Annotated in this window: 29 protein-coding genes and 3 tRNA genes; 13 read left to right on the top strand and 19 right to left on the bottom strand. The window is 29.5% G+C overall.

What is annotated here, in order from left to right; all coding sequences use genetic code 11:
- Positions 1 to 179: 179 nt before the first annotated feature.
- On the bottom strand, positions 180 to 509 hold the full coding sequence (locus ACOQN8_RS07500; protein ID WP_272150765.1) for a hypothetical protein: 330 nt from the start codon (positions 507 to 509) through the stop codon (positions 180 to 182).
- Positions 510 to 1446: 937 nt separating this feature from the next.
- Here ACOQN8_RS07500 and ACOQN8_RS07495 point away from each other — a divergent pair.
- Together ACOQN8_RS07495 and ACOQN8_RS07490 are read left to right on the top strand one after the other, a co-directional pair.
- Positions 1447 to 4590 carry a sensor histidine kinase gene (locus tag ACOQN8_RS07495; RefSeq protein ID WP_420552212.1) on the top strand — a complete coding sequence of 1048 codons (3144 nt, stop codon included), beginning with the start codon at positions 1447 to 1449 and terminating at the stop codon, positions 4588 to 4590.
- 3 nt (positions 4591 to 4593) lie between these two features.
- Positions 4594 to 5349 carry a LytR/AlgR family response regulator transcription factor gene (locus ACOQN8_RS07490; RefSeq protein ID WP_150899356.1) on the top strand — a complete coding sequence of 252 codons (756 nt, stop codon included), beginning with the start codon at positions 4594 to 4596 and terminating at the stop codon, positions 5347 to 5349.
- 58 nt (positions 5350 to 5407) lie between these two features.
- Here ACOQN8_RS07490 and ACOQN8_RS07485 read toward each other — a convergent pair whose 3' ends face one another.
- Entirely contained in the window at positions 5408 to 5743 is a 336-nt protein-coding gene (locus ACOQN8_RS07485; protein ID WP_272150767.1) for a single-stranded DNA-binding protein, read from the bottom strand.
- A 168-nt stretch (positions 5744 to 5911) separates the two neighbouring features.
- Between ACOQN8_RS07485 and ACOQN8_RS07480 the strand changes: the two genes are divergently transcribed.
- Positions 5912 to 6454, top strand: coding sequence for a GNAT family N-acetyltransferase (locus ACOQN8_RS07480; protein ID WP_420552211.1), 543 nt, complete (start codon positions 5912 to 5914; stop codon positions 6452 to 6454).
- Entirely contained in the window at positions 6444 to 6794 is a 351-nt protein-coding gene (locus ACOQN8_RS07475) for a hypothetical protein (RefSeq protein ID WP_150899359.1), read from the top strand. The genes ACOQN8_RS07480 and ACOQN8_RS07475 overlap by 11 nt, the downstream gene beginning before the upstream one ends.
- On the opposite strand, the gene ACOQN8_RS07470 is transcribed toward ACOQN8_RS07475, so the two are convergent.
- Positions 6795 to 7262, bottom strand: a complete 468-nt coding sequence (locus ACOQN8_RS07470) for a CBS domain-containing protein (RefSeq protein ID WP_272150770.1) — start codon at positions 7260 to 7262, stop codon at positions 6795 to 6797.
- Between the two features lie 102 nt (positions 7263 to 7364).
- Between ACOQN8_RS07470 and ACOQN8_RS07465 the strand changes: the two genes are divergently transcribed.
- Positions 7365 to 9665, top strand: a complete 2301-nt coding sequence (locus ACOQN8_RS07465; RefSeq protein WP_420552210.1) for a M20/M25/M40 family metallo-hydrolase — start codon at positions 7365 to 7367, stop codon at positions 9663 to 9665.
- 52 nt (positions 9666 to 9717) lie between these two features.
- Here the strand turns inward: ACOQN8_RS07465 and pyk are convergent, their stop codons facing one another.
- The 5 genes from pyk to ACOQN8_RS07440 form a co-directional block, all read right to left on the bottom strand.
- Positions 9718 to 11145 carry a pyruvate kinase gene (gene pyk, locus ACOQN8_RS07460; RefSeq protein ID WP_150899362.1) on the bottom strand — a complete coding sequence of 476 codons (1428 nt, stop codon included), beginning with the start codon at positions 11143 to 11145 and terminating at the stop codon, positions 9718 to 9720.
- Positions 11146 to 11148: 3 nt separating this feature from the next.
- Positions 11149 to 11619, bottom strand: coding sequence for an IPExxxVDY family protein (locus tag ACOQN8_RS07455; protein WP_150899363.1), 471 nt, complete (start codon positions 11617 to 11619; stop codon positions 11149 to 11151).
- Between the two features lie 84 nt (positions 11620 to 11703).
- Positions 11704 to 12441: a ribonuclease III gene (gene rnc, locus ACOQN8_RS07450; RefSeq protein ID WP_150899364.1), complete on the bottom strand. Its 738-nt coding sequence runs from the start codon at positions 12439 to 12441 to the stop codon at positions 11704 to 11706.
- Between the two features lie 6 nt (positions 12442 to 12447).
- Positions 12448 to 13698, bottom strand: a complete 1251-nt coding sequence (gene fabF / locus ACOQN8_RS07445; protein WP_420552209.1) for a beta-ketoacyl-ACP synthase II — start codon at positions 13696 to 13698, stop codon at positions 12448 to 12450.
- Positions 13699 to 13705: 7 nt separating this feature from the next.
- Complete coding sequence (locus tag ACOQN8_RS07440; RefSeq protein ID WP_093871978.1) at positions 13706 to 13942, bottom strand: acyl carrier protein; 237 nt, start codon at positions 13940 to 13942, stop codon at positions 13706 to 13708.
- Between the two features lie 180 nt (positions 13943 to 14122).
- On the opposite strand from ACOQN8_RS07440, the gene purN reads away from it, so the two are divergent.
- Positions 14123 to 14692 carry a phosphoribosylglycinamide formyltransferase gene (purN, locus tag ACOQN8_RS07435; protein ID WP_420552208.1) on the top strand — a complete coding sequence of 190 codons (570 nt, stop codon included), beginning with the start codon at positions 14123 to 14125 and terminating at the stop codon, positions 14690 to 14692.
- Positions 14685 to 15323 carry a ribonuclease H family protein gene (locus tag ACOQN8_RS07430; protein ID WP_272150774.1) on the top strand — a complete coding sequence of 213 codons (639 nt, stop codon included), beginning with the start codon at positions 14685 to 14687 and terminating at the stop codon, positions 15321 to 15323. Before purN ends, ACOQN8_RS07430 begins: the two co-directional genes overlap by 8 nt.
- A 53-nt stretch (positions 15324 to 15376) precedes the next feature.
- Here ACOQN8_RS07430 and ACOQN8_RS07425 read toward each other — a convergent pair whose 3' ends face one another.
- Entirely contained in the window at positions 15377 to 15724 is a 348-nt protein-coding gene (locus ACOQN8_RS07425; protein ID WP_150899368.1) for a toxin-antitoxin system YwqK family antitoxin, read from the bottom strand.
- Positions 15725 to 15895: 171 nt separating this feature from the next.
- On the opposite strand from ACOQN8_RS07425, the gene ACOQN8_RS07420 reads away from it, so the two are divergent.
- The 3 genes from ACOQN8_RS07420 to ACOQN8_RS07410 all read left to right on the top strand — a co-directional run bounded on the left by ACOQN8_RS07420 (position 15896) and on the right by ACOQN8_RS07410 (position 17491).
- Positions 15896 to 16096, top strand: coding sequence for a dodecin family protein (locus tag ACOQN8_RS07420; RefSeq protein ID WP_150899369.1), 201 nt, complete (start codon positions 15896 to 15898; stop codon positions 16094 to 16096).
- 171 nt (positions 16097 to 16267) lie between these two features.
- Entirely contained in the window at positions 16268 to 16621 is a 354-nt protein-coding gene (locus ACOQN8_RS07415) for a DUF1304 domain-containing protein (RefSeq protein ID WP_272150776.1), read from the top strand.
- Between the two features lie 63 nt (positions 16622 to 16684).
- The gene (locus ACOQN8_RS07410) at positions 16685 to 17491 is read left to right on the top strand and encodes a mechanosensitive ion channel family protein (protein ID WP_272150777.1); all 807 of its coding nucleotides are present in this window, start codon (positions 16685 to 16687) and stop codon (positions 17489 to 17491) included.
- Here the strand turns inward: ACOQN8_RS07410 and tsaB are convergent.
- The 10 genes from tsaB to cyoE form a co-directional block, all read right to left on the bottom strand.
- Positions 17488 to 18165 (bottom strand): tRNA (adenosine(37)-N6)-threonylcarbamoyltransferase complex dimerization subunit type 1 TsaB, encoded by a 678-nt coding sequence (tsaB, locus tag ACOQN8_RS07405; protein WP_420552207.1) that lies wholly within the window; start codon positions 18163 to 18165, stop codon positions 17488 to 17490. The genes ACOQN8_RS07410 and tsaB overlap by 4 nt on opposite strands.
- 90 nt (positions 18166 to 18255) lie before the next feature.
- Positions 18256 to 19620 (bottom strand): TolC family protein, encoded by a 1365-nt coding sequence (locus ACOQN8_RS07400; RefSeq protein ID WP_420552206.1) that lies wholly within the window; start codon positions 19618 to 19620, stop codon positions 18256 to 18258.
- Between the two features lie 217 nt (positions 19621 to 19837).
- Positions 19838 to 20050, bottom strand: a complete 213-nt coding sequence (locus ACOQN8_RS07395) for a hypothetical protein (RefSeq protein WP_420552205.1) — start codon at positions 20048 to 20050, stop codon at positions 19838 to 19840.
- A complete protein-coding gene (locus ACOQN8_RS07390; protein WP_420552204.1) occupies positions 20043 to 20564 on the bottom strand; it encodes a DUF420 domain-containing protein in 522 nt (173 codons plus the stop codon). The genes ACOQN8_RS07395 and ACOQN8_RS07390 overlap by 8 nt, the downstream gene beginning before the upstream one ends.
- Position 20565: 1 nt before the next feature.
- Complete coding sequence (locus tag ACOQN8_RS07385; protein WP_150899376.1) at positions 20566 to 21213, bottom strand: SCO family protein; 648 nt, start codon at positions 21211 to 21213, stop codon at positions 20566 to 20568.
- A 12-nt stretch (positions 21214 to 21225) separates the two neighbouring features.
- Entirely contained in the window at positions 21226 to 21873 is a 648-nt protein-coding gene (locus ACOQN8_RS07380; protein ID WP_420552203.1) for a hypothetical protein, read from the bottom strand.
- Between the two features lie 63 nt (positions 21874 to 21936).
- Positions 21937 to 22275 carry a cytochrome C oxidase subunit IV family protein gene (locus ACOQN8_RS07375; RefSeq protein WP_150899378.1) on the bottom strand — a complete coding sequence of 113 codons (339 nt, stop codon included), beginning with the start codon at positions 22273 to 22275 and terminating at the stop codon, positions 21937 to 21939.
- An 18-nt stretch (positions 22276 to 22293) separates the two neighbouring features.
- Positions 22294 to 23277, bottom strand: a complete 984-nt coding sequence (locus tag ACOQN8_RS07370; protein WP_150899379.1) for a cytochrome c oxidase subunit 3 — start codon at positions 23275 to 23277, stop codon at positions 22294 to 22296.
- A gap of 56 nt (positions 23278 to 23333) precedes the next feature.
- The gene (locus tag ACOQN8_RS07365; protein ID WP_150899380.1) at positions 23334 to 23918 is read right to left on the bottom strand and encodes a cytochrome c oxidase subunit 3; all 585 of its coding nucleotides are present in this window, start codon (positions 23916 to 23918) and stop codon (positions 23334 to 23336) included.
- A complete protein-coding gene (gene cyoE, locus ACOQN8_RS07360) occupies positions 23918 to 24820 on the bottom strand; it encodes a heme o synthase (RefSeq protein WP_420552202.1) in 903 nt (300 codons plus the stop codon). Before cyoE ends, ACOQN8_RS07365 begins: the two co-directional genes overlap by 1 nt.
- A gap of 173 nt (positions 24821 to 24993) precedes the next feature.
- On the opposite strand from cyoE, the gene ACOQN8_RS07355 reads away from it, so the two are divergent.
- From ACOQN8_RS07355 to ACOQN8_RS07345, 3 genes are all read left to right on the top strand, one after another.
- Positions 24994 to 25065, top strand: a tRNA-Gly gene (locus ACOQN8_RS07355).
- A gap of 20 nt (positions 25066 to 25085) precedes the next feature.
- Positions 25086 to 25174, top strand: a tRNA-Leu gene (locus tag ACOQN8_RS07350).
- A gap of 62 nt (positions 25175 to 25236) precedes the next feature.
- A tRNA-Leu gene (locus tag ACOQN8_RS07345) sits at positions 25237 to 25322 on the top strand.
- Positions 25323 to 25403: the final 81 nt, after the last annotated feature.

Genomic DNA, 25403 nt, shown 5'->3' with positions numbered 1-25403 from the left:
AACAAAAAAAGAAAGATGTTATTTGCATAACATCTTTCTAACTCTTTATTCCTAGAAATTCGAAACATCCTAAATATAAAGCGTCTTTCGGGGGGCAGGGCATTGTTTTCTTTACAACTTCCCTTTAATATTTCATAATTAGTATACAATTAAATTTATTTTGTATCAATTCTTCTCTATTATATTAACCACACTTTTGGCAAAGGCGGTAATTCTAATTCTCTAAATTCAACCTTTTTTTTAATAGAAAAGAAAGGTGCCTTTCGTATTGATAAGTTTACTTTATTTCTTCTACTTATTTCCTTTATTACTTCTTTTAACTTTTGTTGACGGCACAACACCATATTATTCATCATTACATTCGATTCGGTAAGCAAATCAAAACAGTCAACATAAAAACAAGGAAAATCATCTTTGTAAATTATTGCCTCAGTAGCTTTATTCTTTTTTAACTCTAAAATTTCCTTTGTTCCTCTTATCGTTTTGTATGTTGTCAATTTAAATTTCATAATCATATCATTTAAAAAGTAAGAACTAGTTGAGTACTTCCTCATAATTCAATTACATAGAAAAAGAGCAAAACATCAACATAACAAGTACATTTCTAGTCCTTACTTTATATTTCATATGAAAACATCAATAGTATAGTTAATTAAATCAAATACATTTTCAATTAAAAAATCATCAAACCCTATTCCATAATACTATATTTAATAGAAAGAGCCTAAGTCCCCCAACTCAGTGAATAGGGCTGATGATTATTTTATCATGATAAAATTTTGAAACCACCATCAACTCCCTACCAATAATCCATAGCCTAACCTTACATAACGTATCCCTAGATATCCCTTAATTATCTAAACATAATAACAAACTACTATTATTGGTAGGTGATTTAACATTGATGGCCTCCACTCTATCATTGTTTCTTTATCCCTTATTTTTATGAACTTTTTTAACATATAGTTACTTCTATCTTATAAATTCGTTTACTAATAAATTATCTGTTAAAAGAATTTTAAATGCCCTAATAAATTTGCATTCTATTCTTGATAATTTAGTTTAACAAAAACCTTTTGTAACTAACTTGTTTCGAGTTATATATTTCGATAACTCTTGTACAAAGAAACATCTATACCTAACAAAAACCTTATGTAAATCAACTAACGTATACATCTATGTAACCAACGGTAGGTAATATGTAATAAACGGTAAATCGAAGGGGAAACCTGAAGGCTTTTTTGAAATCATTTGAAGATTGAATTAGTTTTTATCAAAAAACAACTAGTAATTGGTAATTAAAGTCAAGTAATAAATAATTAAAAATTAGTTCTTCTAGTCATAAAAAATTATATTTAACCGCCCAAACTACTTAAGTATAACAACTTCTATTGTTAAAATGAATTAACATCATCTATTAATATATAGATGTAATAGTATTTATATATGATTAAGTGGGGGCTTAAGAGGTTTAAAATAATAAGTTTTTTATGGCTTATTATTATTTCTATACATTGTTTATCTCAAAATAAAATAAACGAAATTTCAATTGCCGACAGCGGCATCTCTTCTTCTCAAAATAAAATTTTATTTATAGATAGCTCTAGTTTTATCTGGCATAATAGCTTAAATGGTGTTACTAGAGAAATGGGAAACCAAAGAGAATTCTACAAATTAAAAACTAAGAAAGGGAACATAATCAATGAAATCTATGATTTTATTGAAACGAAGAATGGATTATTCTGGGCATTAACTGAATTTGGAGCTTTTGAAATTGATCCTATTAAAGGGGTTATTCAATGCTTAAACCCTACTGAGAAAATAGGAGAAAAAAGAGATAGTTGGTTTAACTCTGCTTATGAAGATTCAAACGATAACATTTGGTTAGGCTCAAGTACTGGTATATTTTATTGCATTACACCAAATAAAGAAATAAAAAAATATAGCTTCAATGTTCCTTTACCCAAAAAACAATTATTTCTATTAAATATTTCTAAAATTTTAAACGTAACAAATTTACATGTTACTTTTTTAACTTATAATGGCATTTATAAAGGAAAATTAGATGATAGTAAAAAAATAACTTTTTTTCCTTTCCCTAATTCATTCACTAAAAAGTTTGAAAAAAGCAATAAGTCTTACAATTATTATTGTCTTAATTTTTCTAAAAATTCTACTTATCAAAAAAATTATTATGGAAAATTTAAACTAGGAAAAGAAGAAGGAGAATATTTCTATAATAAAAATTTAAAGACTTTAATTTTTCAATTACCTTTCTTTGATTCAACTATCAAAAAAGTATCGAAAAATTCATATAAATTAATCGCTACCGATACTAAAAAATTATACTTAGGTACTCTTATAATTAATAATGGAGTACCTATTTTAAAAAACAATTCCTTCAATACATTTAATGTTTCCGTAAAAAAAGTTCAACTTTATAACAACACTATAATCGGTATAAATCCTGAAAAAATTTATTGTTTTCAGCTTTATAATAATTCTTTCAATCGTTTTTTAAATAATAAAAACAACTTAATTAGTACTAGAGGAATTATTGAAGACGACAGTTTAAATACTTACGTTGCTGCTCATTATGGCTTGTATAAAAAAGCTAATACAGATAGTGTTTTTTCTAAAATTGAATTAAAAAACGTGTCAAATAATGACTTTTTTTATAATGGAAAAATATATGATATAGAATTCATTAACAATAAAACCAAAGTTATTTTATATGGCTTTACAAATCGTCTTTATGATGTTAATTTAAAGAATAATACCTATACTGAACATCTTCTTTTCAATGAATTAAAGTTAAAATTCCCTCCAACCATTATTGACATTCTTAACATAAAATACAATGAACTATTGTTAGCTACTACTAATGGACTTTATGAATATAATCTAAGTACGAGAAAATTAGCATACATTGGTAATTTATCACCTACAATATATTTAAACAAGGAAATAAATTATTTGTTTTTAGACAAAGAAAACAACAATTTATGGATTGGTGGTTTACAAGGTTTATATAGAAAAAACTTAATTACAAACGAAACTATTACCTACTTAAAAAATGATAATTCTAATTTAGATATGTCCAAATCTATTAGAGTTATCACTAAGGATTCTTATGGAAACATTTGGGCAGGTTCTCGTGATGGACTTTACGAAATTTCAGCAAAGTCTAATTATAAAAAAATAGAATTAAAAGATTTTGGATTAAAAAACAACAATATTGTTGGATTAATTCCTCACGAAAAATTTTTATGGATTAGTACTTATAATGGGCTTATTCAACTTAATATAGACAACTCATTAACAAATAAATATTATGAAAAAGATGGAATGCCGCATAATGAATTTAATGCTAAATCTTTTTATAAAGCTAAAAACGGCACCTTATATTTTGGAGGTTTAAATGGTATTGTAAACTTTAATCCTGACGAACTAATATTTAATCCTCAAAAATCATCCATTTATTGTTCTTATATACAAAAATACAATCCAGAAGAAGGAAAGGTTACTAGAACACGAATGGGGCTTTCTAACAAACCTAAAAAAATAAAGCTTTCTTATAATCATAACAGTATAGAAATGGGATTTGCTTTAAAAAACAGTGTTATAAACAATGCAAATGACAATCTTTTCTTTTACAAGCTCAGTTATTATGACAATAATGAATGGACAAAAATGGAAAATACTAGCTCATTACGATTACGAGATTTACCTTCTGGAAATCATACACTAGAAATAAAAGGTTATGATAATGAAGGAAAACAGTCTAATCATTTAAAATATAATATTTTCGTTTCTCAAATTTTTTACAAGACTACTTGGTTTTACTATTTGTGTGCTCTTTTAATTTTACTAAGCTTATATCTTTTTTATCAACACAAAAAAAATAGAATTCATGAAAAATATTTAGCACAAATACAAATAGTTAAACAAGAATCTAAAGCATTAAGAGCACAAATGAACCCTCATTTTATATCAAATGCTTTAAATGGAATTCAAAGTGTGTTAATTTTTGATGGTGTTAAAGTAGCAACGCATTATATTCAAATATTCTCTAAGCTTTTTCGCACAACTTTAGATATGACAGGATCTGAATGGACTTTTTTAAAGGATGAAATATCTTATTTAAAGAATTACATCGAATTAGAAGAAATGCGTTTCGAAAAAAGACTAAACACTGTTTTCAATATCTCTCCTGAGATAAATATTAATTACCATAAAATCCCTTGTATGTTAATTCAACCCATAATTGAAAATGCTATTATTCATGGATTATCTAATAAAGAAGAAGATTGGAGATTAACTATAGATTTTTCAATGATAGATGATTATATTCAAATTAAAGTTATCGATAATGGTGTTGGAAGAGCTGCTGCTAAAATTAATAGAAGGAAAAAGAGACGCTCTTGGAGTACCGAGATTTTAAAAGATAGAATTTCTGGTTACAATAGTATACATGAGAAAAAAATGCGATTACAAATAATTGATTTACATGAAAATGGTACCGCTTCAGGAACCAAGGTTGTTTTAAACATACCTACCCAAAATAACATGACATCACATAAAAAATAAACTATGGATAAAATAAATGCTATTATTATAGACGATGAAGTAAAAAACATTAGACTCCTAAAATATTATTTAAATGAGTTTTGTGGAGATATTAATGTAATAGCAGAAGCTACTTCTTTTGAAGAAGGAATAAAAGTTTTACAAAACAACAACACTGATATCTTATTTCTAGATATACAATTAAAAGACAAAACTGGATTTGAATTATTAGACTGTATTTTACCAGAAAATCTAAAAGTAATATTTGTTACTTCTCATGAAAAGTATGCTTTAAAAGCCTTTAAATACAATGCTGTTGATTATATTTTAAAACCAGTTATTACAGAAGAATTAATCTCTGCTGTGAATAGAGTAAAAAAAGATATTCAAGAAGAAATATTTACATCAAAAACACAAATTAACAGTCTAAATAAAACAATCAGTGATTCTATAAAACAAGATTTCATAGCAATACCATCTAACGATCGTATTGAGTTAATTAAATTTAAAGACATTGTTTTTTTAGAATCTCAAGGACGCTATACCATTTTTCATTGTACCAACAACAGGCAAATAATAGCATCTCGTAATCTTGGTGATTACGATGATGTTTTTGATGGTTTACCCTTTTTTAGAACTCATAAAAGTTATATCATCAACATAAATCATACTTCAAAAATTATTAAAAATGACGGTTTTTATTGCAAAATGAATAACAATAAAAACATTCCAGTGGCTAGAAGAAGACAAGAAATATTAAATAGAGTCTTAGGTATTTAAAATAAAAAAAGGCATTTTATAAATGCCTTTTCCTCTTTTTCATAAAACAACTTTCCCACTATTTACCACCTAGCATTAGTAATTCATTACAAATTACTTCGGTAACATAGCGCTTAACACCTTCTTTATCTTCAAAAGATCTAGAAGTTAATTTTCCTTCAATCATTACTTCACTTCCTTTCTGCAAGTATTGTTCTATAATTTCAGCAATCTTATTCCATGCAACTATATAGTGCCATTCTGTATCAGTAACTTTTTCTCCTTCCGAGTTTTTATACGTTTCATTTGTAGCTAATGAAAACTTAGCTATTTTTTTACCATTATCTAAATTGATAATTTCTGGGTCATTTCCTAAATTTCCAATCAACTGTACTCTGTTTTTTAGTGCATTCATAATTATTATTTTTTCATTAAACAGTTAAGACTTTGTTATTCAATCGAATTAACACTGCAAATATCTAACACAATCCAAATCATAATCGGTAAGTAATCGTTTGTTTTCGTTTGTAAATGAATGTAGTCGTTTATATTTTACTATATTTGAAAAAAAGCATAGCTAAAAATGAAGTTCCAATTAGAAACAAATCGTTTGAAATTAAGGCCGTTTGAAAAAAAAGATACAGCACATATCTTTGAATTAGACTCAAACCCAGAAGTACATAAATATCTTGGAAATAATCCAATTACTACTTATGAACAGGCTGAAGATATTATTGATTTTTTCGAAAAACAATACAATGAAAATGGTATTGGTAGGTTTGCTGCATTTGAAAAAGAATCAGGAGATTTTATAGGATGGTCAGGGTTAAAATTAAATAAAGGTATAGAAGAAGAATTAAATGGCTTTACAAATTTTATTGATATAGGCTATAGATTATTACCAAAATTCTGGGGAAAAGGATATGCAACAGAATCAGCAATAACATGTTTAAAATTTGGTTTCGAGCAAATGAAATATGATATCATTTATGGAGCTGCAGAAACAGATAATATTGGATCCAACAAAATTCTACAAAAAATAGGATTGAAGTATGTAAATGATTTTAAGTTCGAAGGTAACGATGCTAAATGGTATGAATTGAAAAAAACAGACTATGGATGCTAAAAAATGTTTAGAATGTGCTGAAAAAGTTATTGGTAGAGTTGATAAAAAATTCTGTTCTGATTATTGTCGAAACGCTTATAACAATAAAATCAACAAGGAAAGTAAAAACCTCGTTAGAAATACCAACAATAGATTGCGTAAAAATTATAAAATCCTTGCTGAACTTAACGCATCGGGAAAGACAAAAGTTAGCAGGCGTAAATTATTTGATAGAGGTTTTGATTTTAAATTCATCACCTCTATCTATACTACAAAAACAGGAAACACCTATTTTTATGTATATGACCAAGGATACTTAGAACTGGAAAATGAAATGTATTTATTGGTTAAACAAGATTAATTATTTCCAAGTATTACCTTTTAGCTTCATTGCAGCTTTTAACACATCCTTTTGACTTATTAATCCAACTAATCTTCCGTTTTCAGTAATTGGAAAACGTCTCCTTTTTGATTGTAAAAACTTATTAGCAGCATCAAAAATATTCATATCTCCATCAATAGTTTCAACCTGCGTAATCATGGCCTTTGAAACTGTATTATTTTTATCAATAGGTAAATTATGATATCTACTTTCAGATATTTGTTTTATACAATCTCCTTCAGAAATTATTCCAACTAATTCATTCTTATCATTGACAACTGGACCTCCAGAAATTTTATTTTTAATTAGAGAATCGATAACATCTTCAATAGATTGATCTTCTTTAAACGTAATAAGATTTTTAGACATATAATCAGAAACCAAAATTGGCACTGACTCTTTTTCTTGTTGATTTGTTCGCTTCCCTTGAAAGTTAATAATTCCCATAATAGTAAGATTTAGCTATTAAATATACTGATTTTTAACTAATTAACTATTTCACAGATAAAGAATAAATTTACTTACTTTTATATGCATTAAAATTTTACTATGAAATCATCAAATAATTTTATCGCTGTACTAATCATAATTTTTACAGTTTATTGGAGTTTTAAAGATGTAATTCCTTCGGTTCCCTCAAATAATAAAGAATTAAAATCTGAGGACTTTTCGTTAAATAATGCTTTATATCATTTAAAAAACATTTCGAAAAAAACACACCATTCAGGTTCGCCTGAGCACAAAGTGGTTCAAGATTATATTGTAAATGAGTTAAAAAAACTGAATTTAACTCCAGAAATTCAATATCAAACAGCTATTAATAAAAAATGGAGAGCAAGTACTACTACTGAAAACATCATAGCTAAAATTAAGGGATCTAGCAATGGAAAATCACTACTATTACTTACTCATTATGACTCTAATCCACATTCTTCATTAGGAGCTAGTGATGCAGGTTCAGGTGTTGTAACTATACTAGAAGGAATAAGAGCATTTTTAGCTAAAAATAAACAGCCAAAAAATGATATAATTATTCTTTTTTCTGATGCCGAAGAATTAGGTTTATTAGGGGCACAAGCTTTTGTAGAAAATCATCCTCTAGCTAAGAATATTGGAATAGTATTAAATTTTGAAGCACGAGGTAGCGGAGGTTCTAGCTATATGTTAATGGAAACAAATGGCAAGAATAAAAAATTACTTACCGAATTTTTAAATTCAAATCCAAACTATCCTGCAGCAAACTCATTAATGTATAGCATCTATAAAAAGTTGCCTAACGATACTGATTTAACTGTATTTAGAGAAAAAGGAAATATTAATGGATTCAATTTTGCTTTTATCGATGATCATTTCGATTATCATACTGCTCAGGATTCTTATGAAAGGTTAAATAGAGAAACTTTAATGCATCAGGCAGAATATTTTACTACATCTCTAAATTATTTTGCTAATTCTGACTTAACAAACTTAAACAGTGACGAAGATTATATTTATGTAAACTTTCCAATAATTAAAATGTTGACTTACCCTTTCTCTTGGGGCGGTACCTTATTAATTATAAGTTTCATCATATTTTGTGTGCTACTCTTTTTAGGTTTTTCAAAAAATAAACTTACTATTAGAGGCACTTTTATTGGTTTTATACCCTACATAACTTCATTAATTCTTTGTGCAGGTATTTCATATGGTTTATGGCAATTAATTTTAATAATACATCCGCAGTATAGCGATATGCTTCATGGTTTTACTTATAACGGTTATCAATACATCATTGCTTTTATATTTTTAAATATTTGGATTGTATTTAAAATTTACAGCCGTTTTAAAGAACATAAAACTACAGATTTATTTATTGCTCCAATAGCTCTTAGTTTTATTTTAAACTATTTCATTTACCAATACTTACCAGGAGCAGGTTTCTTTATTATTCCTGTATACGCTTCTCTTTTAATTTTAGCTATTCTAATTTTAATGAAACTAAAAGCAAATTCTAAAGCTACTTTATTTGCCATAATATCAGTTCCAACTGTATATATTATAGCTCCTATGATTCAATTGTTTCCTGTTGCTTTAGGACTTAAAATTTTATTTGTTTCAGCTATTTTTATTGTTTTAGTTTTTGGTTTTACTTTACCTGTTTTTCATCAACAAAAAAGAAAGAACAGATGGCAAACTATTACTGGTATTATATCTATAGTATTCTTTGTTCTTGCTACTTTTAACAGTGGTTTTTCAATTGATAAAAAAAGACCTAATAGTATAGTTTATATTCAAAATTCTGATGATAAAATGGCTTATTGGGGTACTTACAACAAAACATTAGATAATTACACAAAACAAATTTTCGATTCTGATTATCAAGAAGGAAGTATTCCTTCAGTGGAAGGTAAAAGCAAGTATAATACTCGTTTTAGTTATCACAAAAAGGCAGAAAACAAAAACTTAAGTACTTCCAATATTAAAATCAATTTAGATACCATTATTAATAATGAAAGGAAGTTAAACTTAACAATTACACCTACGCGCAACATCAATAAATATGAGTTTTACAACAACACTCCTATTCAATTAAAGGACTTAAAAGTAAACGGCGCCTTTTATGATACTGGAAAAGCTTTTAAAGCTCACAAAGGAGTATTATTAATTTATCAAATAGCAAACTCTGATAAGGATGTAACCGTATCATTCACTATAGGTAAAGATGAAAAACCTAACATTGTTTTAAATGAAGTTTCGTACGATTTATTAACACATCCTAAATTTAATTTAAAACCTCGAAGTGAAATAATGATGCCAATGCCTTTTGTAACCAACGATGCCATTATAACTTCTAAAAAAATACAGTTATAAAATAAAAAAGCGCAGCCTAATTGGTTGCGCTTTTTTATTTATTTTATGCTTCTTAGTCTATTTGAGAAACACGTAAAGTATTTACCATACCTTTTGCTTTCACTGGCATTGATGATAAGTTGATCATAAAATCTCCTCCTTTTACAAAACCTTTTTCTTTGGCTATTTCATTAATATCTTCAACAGTATCATCTGTACTTAAATCTCTATCATAATAGAAAGCTCTAACTCCCCATAAAAGATTTAACTTTCCTAAAATTCTTTTCTCTGATGAAAATGCTAATACGTGTGATTTTGGTCTCCATGCTGAAATTTGGAAAGCTGTATAACCACTATTAGTTAATGTAGAAATTGCTGCTGCGTTAATATCATCAGCCATTAAAGCTGCATGATGACAAATAGATTTTGTTATAAATCTGTTTGTACGAATATGAGGTGGCTCTTGTGGAACTTTAATTAATTCAGAGAACTCAACACTGCTAATAATTTCAGTCATTTTTTTAATAACTTTAATAGGGTGTTTTCCAACTGATGTTTCACCAGAAAGCATTACTGCATCTGCTCCATCCATAATTGAATTTGCAACATCATTTACCTCTGCTCTTGTAGGTACTGCATTATCAATCATAGTTTCCATCATTTGAGTAGCAATAATAACTGGAATTCTTGCTTCTTTAGCTCTACGAACTAAACTCTTTTGAATTAAAGGAACATCTTGCATTGGTACTTCAACACCTAAATCACCACGAGCTACCATTAATCCGTCACAATAAGGAATTAATGCATCTATATTTTCTACTGCTTCAGGTTTTTCAATCTTAGCAATAACAGGTACTCTATATCTTGACTTTTGTTTAATTAAGTCACGTAAAATTCTTAAATCTTCTGGAGTTCTTACAAAAGATAAAGCTACCCAATCAACTTCTTGTTGTAAAGCAAAAACAACATCTTTTTTATCTTTTTCAGTCAATGCTGGTAATGAAATGTTTGTATTTGGAAGGTTTACTCCTTTTTTAGATTTTAATGGACCTCCTACTATTACTTTAGCTACTACTTCTTTCTCTTTATCCGTAGAAACTACTTCAAATAATAGTTTACCATCATCTACAAGAATTTGTTCTCCTGCTTTTACATCTTTAGGAAAACGTTGGTAAGTCATAAAAGCTTTTTCCTTAGTTCCTTCACATTCTTCTGTAGTAAAAGTAAAGGTATCTCCAGCTTTTAATTCTACTCCTTCTTGCATTACCCCCACTCTAAGCTTTGGCCCTTGTAAATCGGCTAAAATTGCTACATTGTAACCTCTTTCTTCATTAATTTCTCTAATTTGCTGAATACGCTCTTTTACAACATCATAATCTGCGTGAGAAAAATTAATTCTAAAAACATTTACTCCAGATGCAGCCATTTCAGCTAAAACCTCTTTTGTACTTGTTGCTGGTCCTAATGTTGCTACAATTTTTGTTTTCTTATTGTGTGGCATAATTTAAAATATTAAAAAATCTTTCGATTTTAACGATTCAACCTCTACTTCGTAAGAGGTTATAACTTGAGGTATTTGATTTATTTTTTCTATTGTTTTCACAATATATTCATAATCAAAATCTCCTTCTATCTTGAGAAAATAATCAACCTTCTTTTTTTCAGAAACTAAATACATTATAGAATCACTTTCATTAAAAAGACTCGTTGATATAGTTTTTTGTGTCGATTTATATTTATTGGAAATTAAGAACCAATCATATTCTAATTCTACGTTGGTATACTCATATACGGCGTAAGAAGATTGGTTGTTTTTTCGAGTAAAATCTAAATCATAACTGGCTCTGCAAAACTTAATTTGCAGGTATTGATTTAACAAATAAGCTAACCTGTACTCACTCAATACAGTATGAATACCTATTAATGCATAATCATTATCAGAAAAATCATCAATATTTAGTGCATAGGTAGCCATTAAAACAACTATTTGTTTTTTGCTAAATTAATGAATGTATCTAAAATATAATGTGAAATTTACGAAAACGTTTTCGGCTAAATGTTAAGAATTTGTCATCTGACTTTGCATAGCATAGTACACTCTTTTTGCTGCAATTTCTTCTGCTTTTTTCTTAGAAGTAGCTCTACCTTTGGCTACAATTGTACCATCAATACTTACTCTAACACTAAAATGCCTCTTGTTTTGGTTTCCAGAATCTTCGTATGATTCGAATTTATATTTCTTCTTTTTCTTCTGACACCATTCTATCACAAAACCTTTGTAACTAGAAATTTTACCTTCTAATCTTTCAATATCCACATAAGGTAATATTACTTGTTCATAAATAAATTGATGACAATAATTGTATCCTCTATCTAGATATATAGCACCTATTAGAGCTTCAAATATATTACCATAAATATTATTGCTAATATGATCTTGTGAAATATTGCTTTTTACAAAACGTATTAATTCCAAATCCTTTCCCAAAGCGTTTAAGTGTTCTCTACTTACTACTTTAGAACGCATTTGAGTTAAATATCCTTCGTCACCTTTAGGCACCTTCTTATATAAATAAGATGCTATTACCGAACCTAAAATTGCATCACCTAAAAATTCTAATCGCTCATAGTTAATAGGATTTCCTTTGCTATCAACTAATTTAAGAGACCTATGTGTAAAAGCCTTCTTATAATGCGATAATTTTATAGGTTTAAAATTAAGCAGTTCTTTTAATTCGTAGTAAAAGTTTTCATCTTCTTTAGTCTGGGGTCTTACTATTCTACGAAGAAAATTCATATAGGGTTAATCTAGTTTTCTAAAAGCGATACAAGCATTGTGTCCACCAAAACCAAATGTATTACTTACCGCGACTTTGATATCTCTCTCTTGTGGCTTATTCAGTGTTAAATTTAAATCTGGATTAATATTTTCATCAACATTCTCGTGATTTATTGTTGGAGGTACAACACCGTGCTCCATTGCTAAGATTGCTGCAATAGATTCTATAGCACCAGCTGCTCCTAATAAATGTCCAGTCATGGACTTTGTAGAATTGATGTTTATATTTTTAGCATGATCTCCAAAAACTTCAGAAATCGCTTTCAACTCAGCTACATCTCCAAGAGGGGTAGAAGTACCGTGAGTATTAATATGGTCTACGTCTTCTGGCTTTATACCAGCATTTTCAAGACAGTTTTTCATTACTGCAATTACACCAATTCCTTCTGGATGTGGTGCAGTCATGTGGTGAGCGTCAGATGACATTCCACCTCCAATAACTTCTGCATAAATTTTAGCTCCACGAGCTTTGGCATGTTCGTATTCTTCTAATACAATTGCTCCTGCTCCTTCTCCTAAAACAAACCCATCACGTTCGCTATCAAATGGTCTTGATGCTGTTTCTGGACTTTCATTTCTAGTTGATAAAGCGTGCATTGCATTAAACCCTCCCATACCTGCAACTGTAACAGCAGCTTCACTACCTCCAGTTACAATAACATCACAATGACCTAGTCTAATGTAATTAAGTGCATCTATCATCGCATTTGCTGATGATGCACAAGCAGATACCGTAGTATAGTTAGGCCCCATAAATCCATTTTTAATAGAAATATTTCCTGGAGCAATATCTGCAATCATTTTTGGGATAAAGAATGGGTTGAATTTTGGTGTACCATCTCCTTGCGCAAAGTTTAATACTTCGTTTTGAAATGTTTCCAATCCTCCAATTCCTGCTCCCCAGATAACACCAACTCTTAATTTGTTGACCTCATCTAAATTTATCTTAGCATCAGCAATAGCTTCATCAGAAGCTACCATTGCATACTGAGTAAACCTATCCATTTTTCGCGCTTCTTTCCTATGTATGAAATCAGTCGCGTTGAAGTTTTTCAACTCACATGCGAAACGAGTTTTGAACTTGGCAGCATCAAAATACGTTATAGGTGCTGCTCCGCTAACTCCGTTAACTAAGCTATTCCAATATTCTTCTTTATTGTTCCCTATTGGCGTTAATGCGCCAAGTCCAGTTACTACAACTCGCTTTAATTGCATATAAATCTTATTTTTTTGCGTCTTCTATATAGCTTACCGCTTGACCTACAGTACCAATGTTTTCTGCTTGATCATCTGGAATTTGAATATCAAATTCTTTTTCGAATTCCATGATTAACTCAACAGTATCTAATGAATCTGCTCCTAAATCGTTTGTGAAGCTTGCTTCGTTAGTTACTTCGTTATCGTCTACTCCTAACTTGTCTACGATAATTGCTTTTACTCTTGATGCAATGTCTGACATAATTTGTTTGTTTTAAAATTTAAAATCGAGGCAAAAATACAAATCTTAGTTATTAATTCTAACTTTTGCTCAAAAATGTGATGCCTAAAATAAAAAAAATACTTGAATATTTCGCTACACACACCACCGTTGTTAATAATTATTCTTTTTTTTGCAGTAACAAAACAACTAAATTTTAACATGAAACGTATCGTAATTTTTGCTTCTGGCTCTGGATCCAACGCCGAAAATATAATTAAATACTTCAATTCTTCTCAAATTGCCACTGTTACTCACGTGCTGTCTAACAATGAACATGCCAAAGTTTTTGATCGTTGTGAACGACTAAACATAGAAGCATCACTCTTTGATAGAGAAAGCTTTACAAAAGACGACACCGTACTAAACTTTTTACAGGTTGAAGCTGACATAATTGTCCTTGCTGGATTCTTATGGCGTATTCCTGCAAAGGTTGTCGAAGCTTTTCCTAATAAAATTATAAATATCCACCCTGCTTTGTTACCTAAATATGGAGGAAAAGGTATGTATGGAATGAATGTTCATAAAGCTGTAAAAGAAAATAATGAAACGGAATCTGGTATTACAATTCATTATGTTAATGAGAATTATGATGAAGGAGCTATTATTTTTCAAGCTAAAACAACCATAGACAAAAACGATTCACCTGAGCAAATAGCTGAAAAAATTCATATCTTAGAATATGAACATTTTCCTAAAATAATTGAAGAAGTAATTACAAAGAATGTCTAAAAAGAAAAAATACTATGTTGTTTGGCAAGGTAAAGAAAAAGGTATTTTTACCTCTTGGAATGCTTGCAAAAAACAAATAACGGGGTATGAAGGTGCCCAATACAAAGCTTTTATTGATAAAAAAGAAGCCGAAATTGCGTTTACCAAGAGTTATAACGACTATAAAGGAAAAGATACCAAGAAAGTTGTTCTATCTGCTGCCGAAAAAGCTAAATATGGAAATCCTATTTTAGAAAGTATTTCTGTAGATGCCGCTTGTGCTGGTAATCCAGGAAAAATGGAATACAGAGGTGTTTTAACTCACAATAAAAAAGAAATCTTTAAAATGGGACCTTTTATTAATGGAACCAATAATATTGGTGAGTTTTTAGCTTTAGTCCATGGAATTGCTTTATTAAAAAGTAAAAACATGCATGAACTACCTATTTATTCAGATTCTAAAATAGCAATGGGATGGGTTCGAAAAAAACAATGTAGAACTAATATTGTTTTTGATGAGAAGAATAAAGATATTTTAGACTTAATAAAACGTGCCGAGAAATGGCTAAAAGAAAACTCTTTTAAAAACCCTTTATTAAAATGGGAAACTAAAGCTTGGGGAGAAATTCCTGCTGATTTTGGAAGAAAATAAAAACCGAGTAGAAAATCTACTCGGTTTTTTTATTCTGTTTAATCTCCCAAAGGCTATTTGATAGCCATTTTAGTTTCTTCTTTCCAAGTTTGCACGCTTGCTATAACATTATTGTTATAATCAATTTCTTTCAATCCATCTTCTTTCCACATAAACCATTTACCTACTTTTTTTCCTGCTTCATAATGTGCAATAGCAGTCTTGTTTCCTTTTTCATCAAAAGAAGTCCATGTCCCTGTTAATTTTTTGTTTTTGAAGAAACCTTGCTCCTTTACTTTACCATCCTTATAAAAATAAGTTGCTTTTACTAAATCTCCTGATTTCTCAAATTTTGGTTCTGTATCTTGAGCTTGTAATAATGATACTGATAAAACACAAGCGGCTATTATTAATTTCTTCATATCTAAACTTTTAAGGATTAACACTTACATTACAAATATATAAAAATATTTACATAATTGAAACATTTTCGTAACATTAATTTAACATTGGTTTTTAATCCTATTTTTTGACAAGGAAATAATCTTTAAAATTAGTATATTTATGAGGTATAAATCATAAAAGAAATTATTATGGCAGTAATGAAAGTTATTGAAATTTTAGCTAATTCTGACAAAAGTTGGGAAGATGCTACCAGAAAAGCCGTAAAACAAGCTTCTAAATCAGTTAAAGGAATTAAATCAGCATTTGTACAATCGCAAAGCGTAGTTGTAAACGATGATGAAGTAACTGAATTTAGAGTTAACTTAAAAGTTACTTTCGAAGTAAAGTAACACTATATTAACTAACTACTATTCAAACGATATTGTTATACAATATCGTTTTTTTGTTTATAAACGTTAAAAGACCACAATAATTTCTCTATTATTTTTTGCATATGTTTGTGTAAATAAACTTTGTTGTTCTTTAAAAACAACTATTAACTAACCAAAAAACAATAAACAATGACGTATCCTCAATTATTTTTCGTTGCCTTAGTAGCGTTAATCCATATTTATATAGTTATTTTAGAAATGGTTTTATGGACCAAACCTAAAGGAATTAAAACCTTTGGTTTAAAATCGAAAGAATATGCTGAAGAAACTAAAATATTGGCTGCCAATCAGGGGTTGTATAATGGTTTTTTAGCTGCTGGTTTAATTTGGTCTATTTTGTCTGTAAAAACTGATGTAGCTATTTTCTTTTTGGGTTGTGTTTTTGTTGCTGGAATTTATGGTGCTTATTCTACCAAAAAGCCTAGAATATTCTTTGTTCAATCTATACCTTCTTTAATTGGTATATTATTATTGATACTGTAACTTTGCTTTACTTTTAAAAAACTAACGCTACTCACATTTTATTAATTTTTTAAAAACTTAAACATGAAAGAGTATTTTGATCAATTTCAAAACTTATTAATTGATTACACACCTAAAGTACTAACTGCTTTAGTAATTTTAATTGTAGGGCTATTTGCCATTAAATTTGTTGTAGGAACCTTTAAAAAGATAATGAACAAACGTAACGTAGATGTTACACTACAAAAGTTTTTGGGCGACTTATTAAGTTGGTCTTTAAAAGCTTTATTATTTGTTACTGTTATTTCTAACTTGGGCGTTGCAACAACTTCTTTTGCTGCTATTATTGGTGCTGCTGGTCTTGCCGTTGGTTTAGCTTTACAAGGATCATTATCAAATTTTGCTGGAGGAGCTTTAATTATGATTTTCAAACCTTTTAAAATTGGTGATTTAATCGAAGCACAAGGTGTAACTGGAGTTGTAAAAGAAATTCAAGTATTTACTACTCACATAAACACTCCAGGAAACAAATTAGCTATTGTACCTAATGGTGCTTTATCTAATGGTAATATAATTAATTATACTGCTGAAGGTAAATTAAGAGTTGATTTAACTTTTGGAGTATCATATGATGCAGACATCAAACAAACAAAGGAAATTTTAATGGAGGTTTTAACATCAAACCCTAAAGTATTAAAAGATCCTGCTCCTAGTGTAAATGTTTCTGAATTAGCAGATAGTTCTGTAAACTTTGCTGTGAGACCTTGGACGGAGACTCCTAATTATTGGGATGTTTATTTCGAAACTACTGAAAATGTAAAATTAGCTTTAGACAAAGCTGGTATCGAAATTCCTTATCCACATTCTGTAGAAATTCAAAAAGAAGGCTAAACCTTCTTTTTTTCAGGAATCACAATAAAATCTTTTAAATAAAAAGGTTCAAAATAAGCGACATCTTCGATGTCGTTTTTTTTGTATTTCTCATAACTTAATGCAGCCATTTCTTTTGATGAAGGAAACTTTCCATCTACAAATACAGCATTTTCATGTGTAATAACTTCTTTACATTTTGCTGCCCCATCACCCAAGAAATATACTTTCCCTTTTGACAACTCTTCTTCAAAAGAGTTTTCATCAATTATTTGAGCTTGTATTTCTCGCTCTTGCTCATAGTTTGAATTATATATTGCTGAATATACTTCCATTCTACGTGCATCTATCATTGGTACTATTAGTCCTTCTTTAATATTTATACTATGCGCTAACGATTTTAATGTTTCTAGCGATATCAATGGTTTATCTATTGAAAAACAAAGTCCTTTTGCAGCAGAAACACCAATACGAAGTCCTGTATAAGAACCAGGCCCCTTACTTACTGCTATAGCATCTAACTTACTTGTGGTTAACGCTAATTCTTCTAAAACCTCTTGAATAAATGGATGTAATTTTTCTGCGTGAGAATAACTTCCTTCGTTTAATTCTCTAATAGCTAAAACCTTTCCGTCTTCTGCAATACTTACTGAACAGTTTTTAGTAGCTGTTTCTATATTTAAAATTAATGCCAAACTAATAATACTTTTTTGCAAAGATACATTATAAAGAAAAACCTCGTTAATTTTTACTTAACGAGGTTTTTCTTTATATGAATTTTATATCTAATCTACTATCGACTCTCCAAAGTAGAACTTTAATACTTTTGTTTTAAACACATAATCGTATTTAGCTCTAATCATGGCTCCTTCAGCATTTACTAAACGATTACGAACTTGATCAAAATCAAACTGTGTCATAGAGCCATAATCGTAACTAACCTGTGCATTTTTAAAAGCTTCCTTTTGCGCTTCTAATGAAGCTTTAGCTGCTTCAAATGTTTTTGCTGCTGCTTTAGCATCTAAAAAAGCTTTTTCTATTTCTTGTTCTAATTGTAGTTTTTGATTCTCTAAAGCTATCTCTGAAACTTCTTTATTAATTTTAGCTTTTGCTATTCTGTTTTTACTTTGAAAACGATTAAATATTGGTATGTTTAAATTTAAACCAAAGTTATACCCCAAATTACCATCTAGTTGAGTAAAGAAACCATTTCTTGCTGTTCCTGTTATATTACCTAAATTATCTCTAACTACAATCTCATCTTTTTCTCCTAATACAGTTTGATAGGATGTATTAACTCCTGCTCTAAAGCTTAGTGACGGTAATAATTCACTCTTTGCTAAATCTACACCTAAATTTGCATTTTCGACATTCAATTTTGCTCTTTCAACCTCTGGTCTATTTGTCAAAGCTTTTTGATACACCTCTTTTGAACTATTATATAATAAAGCTAAAGATGGAGAATCAATATTAATTTTTGCTACATCAAAATTTTCTGAAGAGATCTGTAATAATTGTGCTAGTCTTAGTAATGCTAAATTCAAAGTGTTTTCCTGTAAAACAACATTTTGAACATCATTTGCTGCTGTAGACTGAACATTAAGTAAATCTCCTTTTGGCACCGCTCCCGCTTCAAACTGAGCTTTAGCTCTTTCTATTTGTTTTTTACTAATCTCAGATTGTACAATAGCCACTTCTAAATTTTCTTTGGCAAACAATACATTTAAGTAAGTATTTACAACATTTAGAGATATGTCGTTTTCTATTTTAGCAACATCTAATTTATTTCCTTCAACTCCTAGCTTAGATTGTTTTAATGTATTTTTATTTCTATTACCATTATAAAGAGTAGTGTTAGAACTTAATCCAAAACTATTCCCTCTAGTATCTCTAGAAATTCTACCTCCATTTTGACCAATAAAAGATCCAAAATTCAGTCCTTGTGAAGCTGAACCACTTAAACTTGGCAAGAAATTTCCTTTTGCTATTTCTACATCTTTTTCAGCTAGTTGTACACTTAACTTGTTTTGTTTGATTGTAATGTTGTTTTTCAATGCATGGTCTACACATTCTTTAAGCGTCCATTGTTTTTGAGAAAAACCTGTTAATGAGACTAATAGAGCTCCTAGTAATACAATTTTTGTTTTCAAGACGAATATTTTTTTGTTCATTATAGTTAGTCAATTGGCATTCCAAAAAAAAATAAAACATAATCTTTTGAATATCAACACACTAATTGTTTTTCAATTTCATTTAACTGTTTGATTTCGAACATTATTAGATTCAAAATCGAACATTTTTTCAAAACTGTTTTTATATGACGACTAAAAATAGAATATGTTACAAAAAAAAACTCTTATTGGACTGTTAATTTTTTGAAGCCTTTTTATGGCGATATATAAAATAGAATAACAGTCCTACTAATATATAAGGAAATACCATCAAATAGGTAATACCATTATTAACCCCTTCTGCCATTGTCTCATTTCCTCCTTCTACTACAGCTTTACACATTGCACATTGTGCTGATGCATTTACAGAAACTATTAATAGTAGAATTAAAACTATTTTTTTAAACATAATATGGAGATATCATTATATACACTATTACTCCTGTTACTGCTACATACAGCCATAAAGGAAAAGTAATTTTAGCTATTTTTTTATGCTCAGGAAATTTTCCCAAACGCGCTCTCATAAAGGTTACCAATACAAAAGGAATCACTATTACTGATAATACAATATGAGTTAATAAAATAAACAGGTATATATACTTTATTACTCCCTCACCTCCAAATTTTGTTGAATCTGAAGTCATATGATATGCAACATACATTACTAGAAACAATGCTGAACATACAATTGCCAAAGTATTTAATTGCTCATGAAGTTTTCTATTCCCTTTTTTAATTGCTACTACTGAAGCTACCAATAATACTGCAGTTAACCCATTAATACTCGCATAAATAGGCGGTAAAAAAGTTAAGGGTTCTACATTTGGTATTTTAATTCCAAACAATGCCGCTACAGCCAATGGAATTACTATAGACACTATTGTTATAAACCTCTTATATTTTTTTTCTTCTGAACTCATATTACTCCTTTAACAATAATTTTATGTCTTCTTTTAACTCTTTTATTTGATTATCAAAACCGTGTTCTTCTAACGCTCTATAATAACCTATTGGATTACCCTGTTCGTCATAACGAGAACGGATATACCCATCTTTATCTACCAAAGCAAACAAACCTGAATGCTCAAACCCTCCATGAGATACTTCACCTTTTCCAACGAATAATTTAAATCCGTCATTTGACAAATTATAAACTACTTCTTCTGGCTTACCTGTTAACATATGCCAGTTTTTATGATTTATACCATTTCTTTTAGCATATGCTTTTAACTGTTTAGGTGTATCTATCTCTGGTGTTATTGAAAATGATGCTATTCCAAAATTAGGATTTCCCATAAACTCATTCTGAACTTCAACCAACCTTGCATTCATTATTGGGCAAATTGTTGGACATGTTGCAAAGAAAAACTCTACTACGTATACTTTACCTTCATAATCTTTATTTGAAATCGTTTCGCCATGTTGGTTTATAAATTCAAAATCTGGAACCTTAGTGTACTTATATAAGTCTGCAGCATTAAAGTGTTTTACAATTTTTGGTACTGAATAAATACCAAATAATAAGATAATGAATGAAATTCCTATGTATGAATAATTTTGTTTTTTCATAGTTATAAGTTTTTAGATTTTTCTATCAGCATTATTCTTTTTTAATGCTAAACGATATTCTGCTAATACTACCTTAACATCGTCTTTCATTTTACTATTTAACTCAGCTACCGATTTCATATTATATCCAAACAACTTTCCATTTGCACTATCTTCATCATCAGTTCTTCCTCTTAAATGCATTTCTTTATCTATAATAAAAGCTTTTGATGTGTGTAATGCATTATCTAATGATTGATTGGTTTTAAAACTATCAAACAACACTTTTATTTCTGCTTCATTAGCAAATACGAAATTCCATTTAATCATATTTGTAAATGCTCCTATGTCTTTTTGAAGTTTTGCAACTTTATCTTCCATTCCTTTCGGTGCAATTACGATTAATTGAAAATCTTTAAACCCATAAAATGGCTTGTAAATCTTTTCATTTAAATTAAATAACTCTCCTTTTGCTTCATCAATATTAGTTCCTAGAAAAGTAACGATTGAAATTTTCCTATCAAACGTATACTTTTTATTTATTGATGAAATATCTGTTACATTTTTAGTAAGTACTGGTAGTTTAGCAAAGTTATTGATTCCTAATGATAAGAATATATAAAATAACAAGGGCACTATAAATAATGCAAATAAGACTACGTGTTTTTTTGTTACCTTCATTTGATTTCAAATTAAAGACAAAAAAAGGTGGTTAAAACCACCTTTTCTTTCAATTTTATATAATTACCATTTTACTAATGGCGCTAATGTTTCATATAAATAATCTCCTTCTATCAATACAATAAATAATAAGTAAGATATTAAGAAAACTCCTGTCCAAACAATTGATCTTCTAAACCATGTTTTTTCACCTTCTAAGTGCATAAAAGCCCATGCAATATAGTATGCTTTTGCAATTGTTAAGATAATGAAAATCCAGTTTAACCAACTAGTTCCCCATCCATGTAAATGTAACGATGCAGGTTTAATGATACCTAATACAACCTCTACAGTTGTTATAATTGTTAAGATTGCTAAAACAATCCAAATTCTTTTTTGATTCGATTCGTGTGCGTGACCCATTTTACTATCGTTTTTTTATTATACTAAGTAGAAGAAGGTAAATACAAATACCCAAACTAAATCTACAAAGTGCCAATATAAACCTACTTTTTCAACCATTTCATAATGTCCTCTACGCTCGTACGTTCCTAGTACAACATTAAAGAATATGATTATATTAATTAAAATCCCTGAGAATACGTGGAATCCGTGGAATCCTGTAATAAAGAAGAAGAAATCTGCAAATATTGGATTACCATATTCATTTACTTTTAAGTTAGCTCCTTCAACAACTTGAGTTGCTAAAGCTAATTGCGCTAAACTTTCTTCTCTAGATAAAATTATCTTTTGTTTAGTTTCTGGATTTAATTTTTCAGTTCTAATTCTTAAAGTAGGATCAGCTTTAAAAGCTTCTTGTACTTGTGCCACTGAATACTGAGAAATTGCTGGTTCTTGATCAAACCATAATCCATTCTTACGGGTATGGTGGATTCTGTCGTCTTTTCTATCAGTATGTACAAAATCGGCTAGCGCTATCTGATGTCCATCTTTTACAAATTGTATAATATGGTTATCAGAAGTTTTAACTGCTCCGTACGAACCGTTAATAAAGTTTTTCCACTCCCATGCTTGTGATCCAACGAAAATAATACCAAAAACAATCGTTGCAAACATATACCAAGCTACTTTCTTTTGTTTCATTTGATGACCTGCATCTACCGCTAACACCATTGTTACCGACGATACAATTAAAATAAATGTCATTAATGCTACATAATACATAGGTGCGTGTACACCATGTAACCCTGGAAAGTGGGTAAATACCTCATCGGCTATAGGCCAAGAGTCAATAAACTTAAAACGTGTTAAACCGTACGCTGCTAAAAAACCTGAAAATGTTAATGCATCAGATACGATGAAAAACCACATCATCATTTTACCATAACTAGCGCCAAATGGTTTTGCACCACCTCCGCCCCAGGTCTCTTTGTTGTCAGAATTTACAGCAATATTTGCTCCCATAAATCTCTTTTTGTTAATTTTTGTTAAAACAGTGCGCCAAAATTACGCATTTTTCATCATCTTATGAAATAGAAAAAGAAAAATAGATAAATCCATAATACATCTACAAAATGCCAGAAGATTGCACCTAACTCAAACCCAAGCATATCCGCCGATGAATATTTCTTTTTAAAATGATTATAAATTACTACTAATAACACAATTACACCCGCTAATAAATGCAGTACATGTAAAAATGTTATCCCTATTATAAAAGATGTAGACACTGTACTTTCTGGTCCAGTAAAATACAATCCTACAGCTTTTAATTCGTTAAATCCAACATATTGTTGCCATACAAAACCTAATCCTAGCACTAAAGTTGCTAATAATAGCATGAATGACACCTGAATTTTATCCTTTTTTAAAAATTTTTGCGATAGTATTAATGTAATACTACTCATTACTATTAATACTGTACTTACATAAAATGCTTGTGGTAATTCGAAAGTAACCCAATCTTCACGATTCATACTTATTACATATGCACTTGTAAGTCCTGCAAAAAACATTACCATACTAATCATTGAAATCCATAACATTGGTTTCGCTGATTTTCTTTTACCCGCTCTTAACTCTTCTTGTAAAGTTTGTTCACTCATTAATGTAAAAATTTATCTACCACATATATAATGGGTACTATTGTAATATAAAAAACACTCGCTAACATTAATTTTCGTGCATCAGTGTTTTTTTCTGTTTTGTATAATTGAAATGCGTAATACAACATTAACATTCCTAATAATAATATAATAACAGCTGTTACTGGATATATATAAAACTTTCCTGTTACCTTTAATACTGGCGCAATAGACATTAATATCATTACACAGGTATAAAATATAATTTGCACAATAGCTCCTTTGTCTTTTTTATCCATAGGTAACATATGCAACCCTGCTTTATTATACTCTTCATATTGTAACCAACCTATTGCCCAAAAATGTGGGAATTGCCAGAAAAATTGAATCATGAATAAAAAGCCGGCTTCAATTCCAAAATTTCCGGTAGCAGCTACCCAGCCTAACATAAAAGGAATTGCTCCTGGGATTGCCCCTACAAAAACTGCTAAAGGAGTTATAGCTTTTAATGGAGTATACGCACTTGTATATAAGAATATCGAAATTGCTCCAAATAATGCACATTTAGGATTAATGGCATATAGTATAGCAATTCCAGCTATTGTAAATATTGTCGCTATGATTAATGCTGTTGTTACAGACATTCTACCTGCAGGTAATGGTCTGTTTTTAGTACGTTGCATTACTGCATCAATATCTTTTTCTATTACTTGATTAAATGCATTTGATGCACCTACCATAAAGTATCCTCCAATAGCTAATAATAGTATTGTTGTATAATTTATATTTTCTGCTCCTAAAAGATATCCTGTAATAGATGTGAATACTACACTAACCGATAAGCCAACTTTTGTTAATTGCTTAAAATCGTTAAAGACTGATTTTAAAGAGGTTTTTGTATTTACAGATGAAACGGTGCTCACTTCTTATTTTAAAATTTCTGCAAAGATATTTCTTTCTTATGTAATCGCAATAAAATTTATTGGTAATTAAATTTAAAAAAAATAAAAAATTGCTTTGTAATTCAAAAAATGGTGTTATATTTGCACCCGCATTCGGAGCAATGCACAAGTTCTTTAAAATAATTTTTGACTACGCGAAAGTAGCTCAGGGGTAGAGCATCACCTTGCCAAGGTGAGGGTCGCGGGTTCAAATCCCGTCTTTCGCTCAATCCTTTTAAGAGATTATGCTGAAGTGGTGGAATTGGTAGACACGTTGGACTTAAAATCCAATGAGCCGTAATGCTCGTGCGGGTTCAAGTCCCGCCTTCAGTACCAAGCCTCGCTTTCATTAGCGAGGCTTAATTTTAAAAGTAGTCAAAATAAATATATTATACCATGCTGAAGTGGTGGAATTGGTAGACACGTTGGACTTAAAATCCAATGGGCCGTAATGCCCGTGCGGGTTCAAGTCCCGCCTTCAGTACTAAACCTTAACATTTGTTTGTTAAGGTTTTTTTATTTTATAAAAGTTTTGTTTCAAAAAATAACTTTTCAGTGTCATTCA

It is taken from the genome of Tenacibaculum aiptasiae, assembly GCF_965221665.1.
Lineage (GTDB): Bacteria > Bacteroidota > Bacteroidia > Flavobacteriales > Flavobacteriaceae > Polaribacter > Polaribacter aiptasiae.
This window is presented reverse-complemented; position numbering and strand designations above follow the sequence as displayed.

What these genes read in the sequence shown, in the direction of transcription:
- ACOQN8_RS07500 (WP_272150765.1), bottom strand. Translation starts at nt 509, where the DNA reads ATGAAATTTAAATTGACAACATACAAAACGATAAGAGGAACAAAGGAA.
- ACOQN8_RS07495 (WP_420552212.1), top strand. Translation starts at nt 1,447, where the DNA reads ATGATTAAGTGGGGGCTTAAGAGGTTTAAAATAATAAGTTTTTTATGG.
- ACOQN8_RS07490 (WP_150899356.1), top strand. Translation starts at nt 4,594, where the DNA reads ATGGATAAAATAAATGCTATTATTATAGACGATGAAGTAAAAAACATT.
- ACOQN8_RS07485 (WP_272150767.1), bottom strand. Translation starts at nt 5,743, where the DNA reads ATGAATGCACTAAAAAACAGAGTACAGTTGATTGGAAATTTAGGAAAT.
- ACOQN8_RS07480 (WP_420552211.1), top strand. Translation starts at nt 5,912, where the DNA reads ATGAAGTTCCAATTAGAAACAAATCGTTTGAAATTAAGGCCGTTTGAA.
- ACOQN8_RS07475 (WP_150899359.1), top strand. Translation starts at nt 6,444, where the DNA reads ATGGATGCTAAAAAATGTTTAGAATGTGCTGAAAAAGTTATTGGTAGA.
- ACOQN8_RS07470 (WP_272150770.1), bottom strand. Translation starts at nt 7,262, where the DNA reads ATGGGAATTATTAACTTTCAAGGGAAGCGAACAAATCAACAAGAAAAA.
- ACOQN8_RS07465 (WP_420552210.1), top strand. Translation starts at nt 7,365, where the DNA reads ATGAAATCATCAAATAATTTTATCGCTGTACTAATCATAATTTTTACA.
- pyk (WP_150899362.1), bottom strand. Translation starts at nt 11,145, where the DNA reads ATGCCACACAATAAGAAAACAAAAATTGTAGCAACATTAGGACCAGCA.
- ACOQN8_RS07455 (WP_150899363.1), bottom strand. Translation starts at nt 11,619, where the DNA reads ATGGCTACCTATGCACTAAATATTGATGATTTTTCTGATAATGATTAT.
- rnc (WP_150899364.1), bottom strand. Translation starts at nt 12,441, where the DNA reads ATGAATTTTCTTCGTAGAATAGTAAGACCCCAGACTAAAGAAGATGAA.
- fabF (WP_420552209.1), bottom strand. Translation starts at nt 13,698, where the DNA reads ATGCAATTAAAGCGAGTTGTAGTAACTGGACTTGGCGCATTAACGCCA.
- ACOQN8_RS07440 (WP_093871978.1), bottom strand. Translation starts at nt 13,942, where the DNA reads ATGTCAGACATTGCATCAAGAGTAAAAGCAATTATCGTAGACAAGTTA.
- purN (WP_420552208.1), top strand. Translation starts at nt 14,123, where the DNA reads ATGAAACGTATCGTAATTTTTGCTTCTGGCTCTGGATCCAACGCCGAA.
- ACOQN8_RS07430 (WP_272150774.1), top strand. Translation starts at nt 14,685, where the DNA reads ATGTCTAAAAAGAAAAAATACTATGTTGTTTGGCAAGGTAAAGAAAAA.
- ACOQN8_RS07425 (WP_150899368.1), bottom strand. Translation starts at nt 15,724, where the DNA reads ATGAAGAAATTAATAATAGCCGCTTGTGTTTTATCAGTATCATTATTA.
- ACOQN8_RS07420 (WP_150899369.1), top strand. Translation starts at nt 15,896, where the DNA reads ATGGCAGTAATGAAAGTTATTGAAATTTTAGCTAATTCTGACAAAAGT.
- ACOQN8_RS07415 (WP_272150776.1), top strand. Translation starts at nt 16,268, where the DNA reads ATGACGTATCCTCAATTATTTTTCGTTGCCTTAGTAGCGTTAATCCAT.
- ACOQN8_RS07410 (WP_272150777.1), top strand. Translation starts at nt 16,685, where the DNA reads ATGAAAGAGTATTTTGATCAATTTCAAAACTTATTAATTGATTACACA.
- ACOQN8_RS07395 (WP_420552205.1), bottom strand. Translation starts at nt 20,050, where the DNA reads ATGTTTAAAAAAATAGTTTTAATTCTACTATTAATAGTTTCTGTAAAT.
- ACOQN8_RS07390 (WP_420552204.1), bottom strand. Translation starts at nt 20,564, where the DNA reads ATGAGTTCAGAAGAAAAAAAATATAAGAGGTTTATAACAATAGTGTCT.
- ACOQN8_RS07385 (WP_150899376.1), bottom strand. Translation starts at nt 21,213, where the DNA reads ATGAAAAAACAAAATTATTCATACATAGGAATTTCATTCATTATCTTA.
- ACOQN8_RS07380 (WP_420552203.1), bottom strand. Translation starts at nt 21,873, where the DNA reads ATGAAGGTAACAAAAAAACACGTAGTCTTATTTGCATTATTTATAGTG.
- ACOQN8_RS07375 (WP_150899378.1), bottom strand. Translation starts at nt 22,275, where the DNA reads ATGGGTCACGCACACGAATCGAATCAAAAAAGAATTTGGATTGTTTTA.
- ACOQN8_RS07370 (WP_150899379.1), bottom strand. Translation starts at nt 23,277, where the DNA reads ATGGGAGCAAATATTGCTGTAAATTCTGACAACAAAGAGACCTGGGGC.
- ACOQN8_RS07365 (WP_150899380.1), bottom strand. Translation starts at nt 23,918, where the DNA reads ATGAGTGAACAAACTTTACAAGAAGAGTTAAGAGCGGGTAAAAGAAAA.